The organism is Streptomyces sp. NPDC059456 (assembly GCF_042750055.1).
Classification (GTDB): domain Bacteria; phylum Actinomycetota; class Actinomycetes; order Streptomycetales; family Streptomycetaceae; genus Streptomyces.
In genome coordinates, this window is the sequence record NZ_JBHYVA010000468.1 from 1 (window position 1) to 6,807 (window position 6,807).

At 73.5% G+C, this 6,807-nt stretch carries 7 protein-coding genes; 4 read left to right on the plus strand and 3 right to left on the minus strand.

Translation table 11 applies throughout. From position 1 onward, the window contains the following. On the plus strand, nucleotides 1–1,570 hold a 1,570-nt coding region (locus ACFXA3_RS30575), incomplete at its 5' end, for a DEAD/DEAH box helicase (protein WP_385191886.1). 49 nt (nucleotides 1,571–1,619) lie between these two features. Here ACFXA3_RS30575 and ACFXA3_RS30580 read toward each other — a convergent pair. Next, the gene (locus ACFXA3_RS30580; protein ID WP_385191888.1) at nucleotides 1,620–2,615 is read right to left on the minus strand and encodes an SMP-30/gluconolactonase/LRE family protein; all 996 of its coding nucleotides are present in this window, start codon (nucleotides 2,613–2,615) and stop codon (nucleotides 1,620–1,622) included. A gap of 79 nt (nucleotides 2,616–2,694) precedes the next feature. On the opposite strand from ACFXA3_RS30580, the gene ACFXA3_RS30585 reads away from it, so the two are divergent. The 3 genes from ACFXA3_RS30585 (at nucleotide 2,695) to ACFXA3_RS30595 (ending at nucleotide 5,283) form a co-directional block, all read left to right on the plus strand. After that, complete coding sequence (locus ACFXA3_RS30585) at nucleotides 2,695–3,132, plus strand: MarR family winged helix-turn-helix transcriptional regulator (RefSeq protein WP_385191890.1); 438 nt, start codon at nucleotides 2,695–2,697, stop codon at nucleotides 3,130–3,132. A 253-nt stretch (nucleotides 3,133–3,385) separates the two neighbouring features. Then, on the plus strand, nucleotides 3,386–4,489 hold the full coding sequence (locus tag ACFXA3_RS30590; protein WP_385191893.1) for an alpha/beta hydrolase: 1,104 nt from the start codon (nucleotides 3,386–3,388) through the stop codon (nucleotides 4,487–4,489). After that, nucleotides 4,486–5,283 (plus strand): trypsin-like serine peptidase, encoded by a 798-nt coding sequence (locus ACFXA3_RS30595; RefSeq protein WP_385191895.1) that lies wholly within the window; start codon nucleotides 4,486–4,488, stop codon nucleotides 5,281–5,283. Before ACFXA3_RS30590 ends, ACFXA3_RS30595 begins: the two co-directional genes overlap by 4 nt. Before the next feature lie 38 nt (nucleotides 5,284–5,321). Here the strand turns inward: ACFXA3_RS30595 and ACFXA3_RS30600 are convergent, their stop codons facing one another. Beyond that, nucleotides 5,322–6,257, minus strand: coding sequence for an EamA family transporter (locus tag ACFXA3_RS30600; protein ID WP_385191898.1), 936 nt, complete (start codon nucleotides 6,255–6,257; stop codon nucleotides 5,322–5,324). A gap of 44 nt (nucleotides 6,258–6,301) precedes the next feature. Further along, the coding region (locus ACFXA3_RS30605) for an isocitrate lyase/phosphoenolpyruvate mutase family protein (protein WP_385191900.1) at nucleotides 6,302–6,807 on the minus strand (506 nt) is incomplete at its 5' end.

The following is a 6,807-nucleotide window of genomic DNA, read 5'->3' on the forward strand; positions in this document are numbered from 1 at the left end:
GGCGGGCGGGGGGGGGCCCGCCGGGCCGGGCCGGCCCTCGGTCGCCGGGCTGCGCGGCCCGGCCGAGGAGGCGGCCGTCTGGGTCGACTTCGAACTGCGCTCGGCCGAGTACTACGGCCTGCTCGCGGAGATCACCGAGCGGGCGGGCGGCGGTTCCGACCCGGCCGCGGCCGAGGGGTTCCTGCCCGACGCGCTCGCCGAACGGGTCCGCGCCCAGGCCCTCGACGGCACGTACAGCCGGGTTTCGCTGCGCGGGTACCAGTCCTTCGGCGCCCGCTTCGCCCTCGCCCAGCGGCGGGTGATCCTCGGCGACGAGATGGGGCTCGGCAAGACGATCCAGGCGCTCGCGGTGCTCGCGCACCTCGCGGCGCAGGGCCGGCGCCACTTCCTCGTGGTCTGCCCGGCCGGCGTACTGATCAACTGGACCCGGGAGATCGAGGCGCGCAGCACCCTGCGCGCGGTCGCCCTCCACGGCCCCGGCCGGCACGACGCCTTCGCGGACTGGCGGACGGAGGGCGGGGTGGCCGTGACGACCTTCCAGGCGCTGACCGGGTTCCCGGAACCGGCCGCCGGCGAGCTGGGGATGCTCGTCGTGGACGAGGCGCACCACGTCAAGAACCCGCAGGCGCAGCGCTCCCTGGCGGTCGCCGCGTGGGCCGCCGGGTGCGGGTACGTCCTGTTCCTCACCGGCACGCCGATGGAGAACCGGGTCTCGGAGTTCCGCAGTCTCGTACGGATCCTGCAGCCCGGGGCGGCCTCCGGGATCGGCGACGTCGACACGGTCGCGGGCTCCAGGGCGTTCCGCACGGCGGTGGCGCCCGCGTACCTGCGGCGCAACCAGCGCGACGTGCTCGCCGAGCTGCCCGAGCTCCAGTGGACCGACGAATGGGAGGAGCTGAGCGCGGCCGACCGGGACGCCTACCGGGAGGCGGTGCGGGCCGGGAACTTCATGGCGATGCGCAGGGCCGCGTACGCGCGGCCGGAGCGGTCGGCGAAGCTGCACCGGCTGCGCGAGCTGGTGGCGGAGGCCGCCGCCAACGGGCTGAAGGTCGTGGTGTTCTCCGCGTTCCGCGAGGTGCTCGGGGCGGTCGAGGCGGCGCTCGGCCCGCAGCGGTCCGCGGACGGGGGCGGCGGGCGGCTCTTCGGACCGGTCTCCGGGAGCGTGCCGCCCGCCCGCCGCCAGCGGCTGATCGACGGTTTCGGCGCGGCTGCCGGGCACGCGGTGCTGCTGGCGCAGATCGAGGCGGGCGGTACCGGCATCAACCTCCAGGCGGCGTCCGTGGTGATCCTCTGCGAGCCGCAGGTCAAGCCCACCATGGAGCAGCAGGCGGTGGCCCGCGCGCACCGGATGGGCCAGGTGCGCGCGGTGCGGGTGCACCGGCTGCTGGCCACGGACGGGGTGGACCAGCGGATGCTGGAGGTGCTGGAGCGCAAGGCGCGATTGTTCGACGCGTACGCCCGGCGCAGCGCGGTGGCGGAGGCGGCGCCCGAGGCGGTCGACGTCTCGGACACCTCGCTGGCGCGGCGCATCGTCGAGGAGGAGCAGGCGCGGCTCGGCGCCGCCCGCTGACCGCGGGGCCGGGCCGCGCCGAGCGCGCCGCGTGATGGGGCGGAGCCGGTCAGAGCCCGCGGACCGAGGCGATCGTGAAGGTGGTCGGCGTGCCCGGGCCCATGGGGCCGCCCTTGTCGAACTGGGAGCGGACCACGAGCGTGCGGCCCGGGGTGTGGCTGAGCGTGGTCGGGATCTGCAGCGCCGGGTCCGTGATCGTGCGGGTGAGCCGGGCCCGGGTGCCGTCGGGGCTGAGGTGCCAACGGGTCAGGGTGTTCGTGGTGTTGTGGGCCACCCGCAGGGTGCCGTCGGGCGCCAGGTCGAGCCCGTCGGCGTGGGTGAGGTCGCCGCCCTGGAGGGCGACGCGGGAGATCGCGCCGGTGCGCAGGTCGACGCGGTGGAGGTCGCCCGCGGTCATGTCCACGGCCAGGAGGAAGCGGCCCGCCGGATCCGAGACGATGCCGTTGAGGGAGAAGCTGCCCGCCGGGGACGGGGTGAGGTGGCCGCTCAGGTCGTACGCGGCGAGCAGCGGGCCCGAGCCCGCCGCGAGCTGGGCCGGGGTCACCCGGTAGATCACCGCGCGGGCGCTGTCGGTCAGGTAGGCGGTGCCGTCCGGGGTGATGGTCAGGTCGTTGACGAAGAGCCCGGCGGTGCCGGTGACCTCGAAGTGGGCCAGGCGCCTGCCCGTCACGGTGTCGTAGACGGCGACCCCGGAGGTGGAGTCGGTCACCCACAGCCGGCCGCGCGCATCGACGCGCAGGCCGTTCGCGGTGTGGCGGCCGTCGGTGCCGGCGGGCAGGAAGACCTCGGCGGTGCGCCGGCCGGGGCGGGCCCGGTACACGGTGCCGTCCGCGTACGAGCCGACGTAGACGGTTCCCGCGCGGGGGTCGGTGGCGATGCCTTCGGGGTAGACCTTCTCGCCGGGGAGGGTGAAGGCCGTCGTGATGCACCCGTCGGACGCCTGCGCCGACTGCGCGGCCTGCGCCGCTTGGGCGGCCGGGGCCGCGCCCAGGGTGAGCGCCGTGGTCAGGGTCAGGAGCGTGACGGGCAGGAACTTCTTCAGCACAACAGGTGTCCTCTTCCGTGTGGGTGACCACGAATCTAGGTTAGAGCTCTAATGCTTGCAAGAGCATTAGGATGCAGGAATGACCTCCATGCCTCCCGGGGAGCGCATCGGCTCGCACGTCAAGCGCGCCGAACAGGCGCTTCTCGCGGCCAAGAACGCCGCCCTCAAGCCGGCCGCGGTGACGGTTCCCCAGTACGCCGCGCTGCTCTGGCTCTCCGAGAAGCCGGGCATCTCCGCGGCCGCGCTCGCCCGTCTGTGCGGGGTGACGCCGCCGACCATGAACACCGTGCTGAAGAACCTCCAGGAGCGCGGGCTCATCGAGCGGACTGCGCACGAATGGCACCGCAACGTGCTCGAAACCCGGCTGACGGAGGAGGGGCGGGCCGCCATGGAGCTGGCCGACTCCGGGGCCGTACGGGTCGAGCGGGCGCTGGCCGCCGCGTTCTCGGAGGCGGAGCGGGAGCAGTTGATCAGCCTGCTCGGGCGGTGCGCGCAGGCGCTCGACGCCCAGCGCTGATCCGCCGGAGGCGTCGGGAAGGGCCGGATGGCCGAGGAAGGCTCCCCGGAGTGGATCAGCGAGGTGCGCGCGCGGTCGCAGCCCGCCTGAGCAGGCTTTCCGCACGGAATCCGGGACCCGCGTGTCACGCACCACGTCCCGCCGGTCCCAGGCAACCCATCCGATCGTTGACACCTCTGTAAGGGGTGTAAGGGGGACCGATCGGTCCGACCCGCGCTCTTCGGGAGCGCCGGAGAAGGAACGGGACAAATCCGTGCAGCATGACCAGCTTCAGAGTGAGGGCGGCCTCCTGGCCGAGGAAGGCCCGCCGACCACGGGCCGCCGCCGTCCCAAGCGCCTGCGCAGGCTCGTGATCAGCGGTGCGCTGGCCTTCGTGCTCGCCGCCGGGGGCGGCGCCGCGGCGTACAAGTACAAGCTCTTCTCGGACATAGGGGATCCGGTGTCGTTCGGGAAGGTCCAGCAGTCGGCCGCGGCCGCGGACATCCGGCCGGGGGTGAGCATGCCGACCGGGCCGAAGGCCTCGTTCGTACGGACCTACCGGCTGCCCGACGGCACGCAGATCGGCCGGACCACCCTGACCGGCGCGAAGTCCGGGTTCACCGGCGACGTCTGGGTGTGGGTGCCGAAGCAGTACGACGATCCGAGGTACGCCAAGAGCGCCTTCCCGGTCCTGATCTCCCTGCCGGGCGGCCGGGGCTACCCCACGAACTACTGGGGAACGGGTCCCGGCCTGGGCCTGGAGAAGGCCGTGAGCGACGGGGCGAAGGCCGGTACGAGCCTGCCCTTCATCCTGATCATGCCGGTGCACAACGCCGACACCAAGCACCACTTCGACGCCTCGGACATCCCCGGAGAGCCGAAGATGGGCACCTGGATGGTCGAAGACGTCCCGGATTTCACGAGGGCCAATTTCCGGACCTTCACCTCCCGCGACGGCTGGGCCTTCATGGGCTCCTCGGCGGGCGGATTCGGCGCCTTCAAGCACGTCCTGAAGTACCCCGACCGCTTCAAGGCGGCCATCGCGAGCGGGGTCGACATCGTCCCCGACTCCCCGCTGTGGAAGGGGAACACGCAGGCCATGGACCAGAACAACCCCGAGAAGCTCGCCCAGAAGCTGATCGACGAGGGTGGTCCGGACGTCTACGTCAACTTCCAGATCGGTACCAAGGAGACCGGCCGGGAGAAGGCGGAGAAGTTCATGAGGGAGTACGGGAAGGGCCCCGTGCACACCACCCTCCAGGTGATCCAGGATGGTGAGCACAATGGGAAGTCGTACGTACGCGGCATGAGGGAGGGCGCGCTGGAGTGGATCAGCAAGGTCATGCTGGCACCGACCCCCGACCCCGCCGTGCGATGACCGCACTGGCCAGGGGCGCGTCCGCCGCGGCCGTGGCGGGGGTGGTGGCGGTGCTCGCCGTCGGCTTCGTGAAGGCGACGGACGAGGACGCGCACGCCGTGCACCCCTTCCCCGGCGTCGGCGTGCTCATGGCCAACGGGGAGCACTGGTGCACGGCGAGCGTCGTCGACAGCCCGAAGGGCACGGTCGTCGCGACCGCCGCGCACTGCGTGGCCCCGGCGGGCGAGGACGGCGTGCCCGGTGCGGTCGCGCACGACGGCCGGGCCATCGGCGACCTCTCCTTCGCGCCCGCCTTCACCGGCGAGGGCGCGGGCCGCCAGCCTCTCGGGGTGTGGAAGGTCCGCGCGGTCCACGTGGACGAGCGCTGGACCCGATGGGGCGAGGACACCGCCGATTTCGCGTTCCTCAGCATCGAGCCGGACGAGGACGGCCGCACGGTGCAGCAGGCGGTCGGCGGCGCCGCGGAGGCCCCCAAGCCCGACTGGACCTCCGGGTACGAGCGGGACGTGACGGTCGTCGGCTACCCGGAGTCCGACCGCAACCCGCAGAACAAGCCCGTCTCCTGCACGACCCAGACCAGCCACGACCAGGACGACCCCGCGATGCTGTACATCAGCTGCGCGGGCTTCTGGACGGGCACCAGCGGGAGCCCCTGGATCGCCGACCGGGGCGGTCCGGACAACCCCGGGCGGCTGATCGGGGTGCTGAGCGGCGGGGACACGGACGTGGACTCCACCGCCGCGCTCTTCGACGAGAAGGCCAAGGCGCTGTACGAGCAGGCCGCGCGGGACTGACGCCGGCCGCGGGCCCCGCCGCCGGGTGCGGCCCGCCGCTACTGCCTGCGCTCGGTGCTGACGATCACGCCCACCGCCACGACGACGATCGCGCCGCCGACCAGGATCGGCACGGTCAGGTCCTCGTCCAGGATCAGCGCGCCCAGCGCGACGGCCACGACCGGATTGACGTACGCGTACGTGGCGACCAGCGACAGCGGCGCCCTCTGCAGCAGCCACGCGTACGCCGTGAAGGCCACCAGCGAGCCGAAGACGATGAGGTAGCCCAGCGCCAGCCAGGAGGCGGTGGAGTAGCCCGCCCAGTCCATCGCGCGGTGCTCGCCGCGCAGCAGGCCGACGAGGATGCCGCCGGCGCCGCCCGCGAGCATCTGGTACGCGCTGCCCGTGAACGGGTTGTCCGGGAGCGACAGCTTCGACGCGGCGAACGAGCCCAGCGACCAGAGCACGGACGCCGTCAGCACCAGCAGCACCCCCCAGAGCCGCACCGCGCCGCTGATGCCCGGGCTGGTCAGCACCGCGAGCCCGGCGAAGCCCAGCAGCACCCCCGCGACGGTGGGCAGCGCCGGCCGGTCGCCGGTGGCGGTCCGCAGCACCACCAGCCACATCGGCACGGCCGCGACGAGCAGCGCGGCCAGGCCCGACGGGATGGAGGTCTCGGCCAGCACGACGAGGCCGTTGCCGCCGAGGACCAGCAGCAGGCCGACCAGGACCGCGGCACCGGCCTGCGCACGGGTGGCCCGGAGCGCGGCCGGCCCGTACCGCCAGGCGACGAGGCCGAGCAGCAGCAGGCCGGCCGTGATGAAGCGGGTCCCGGCGGACAGGAACGGCGGCATGGTCCGGACGACCACCCGGATGCCGAGGTAGGTGGAACCCCAGAGGACGTAGACGAGGGCGAGCGCGACCCACACGGCGCCGGTGACCTTGCGGGTGCCGGACTGCGGCGGCTTGCTCGGGGCGGTCTCCGGGGTGCGCATGAACGCGATCCTAGGGTCGTTGGCGGCTACACGCTTCCCGGGGCTCAGCCCTTGAGCAGGGCGTTCAGCTCCCCGTACGGGAGGGAGGCGTCCAGCGCCGTGTACGTACCGCCCGCGATCAGCTCCTCGGCGGCGCATCGGACCACGTCGTACGCGGCCGACGCGACCCAGGATCCGAGGCTGACGCGGGCGGCGCCGAGGGCGCCGAGCTCCGCGACGGACGGGGCGCCGGGGCCGACGAGGACGTTCAGCGGCGCGTCGATGCCCTTGGCGAGCTCGCGGACGGTGGCCGGATCGGTGACACCGGGGACGAAGATGCCGCTGGCCCCCGCGCGGAGGTAGGCGGCGGCACGGGCCAGGGTCTCGTCGAGGCGGCCCTCCGCCTCCCCGAGGCCGAAGAGGAAGGTGTCGATGCGGGCGTTGATGTACAGCGGGACCCCGGCGCCGTCGGCGGCGGCCCGGGCCGCGGCCACCCGCTCCGCGTGATCGGTGGCGGCCCGGGTGCCGTCCTCGATGTTGATGCCGACCGCGCCGGCGGCCAGTACCCCGG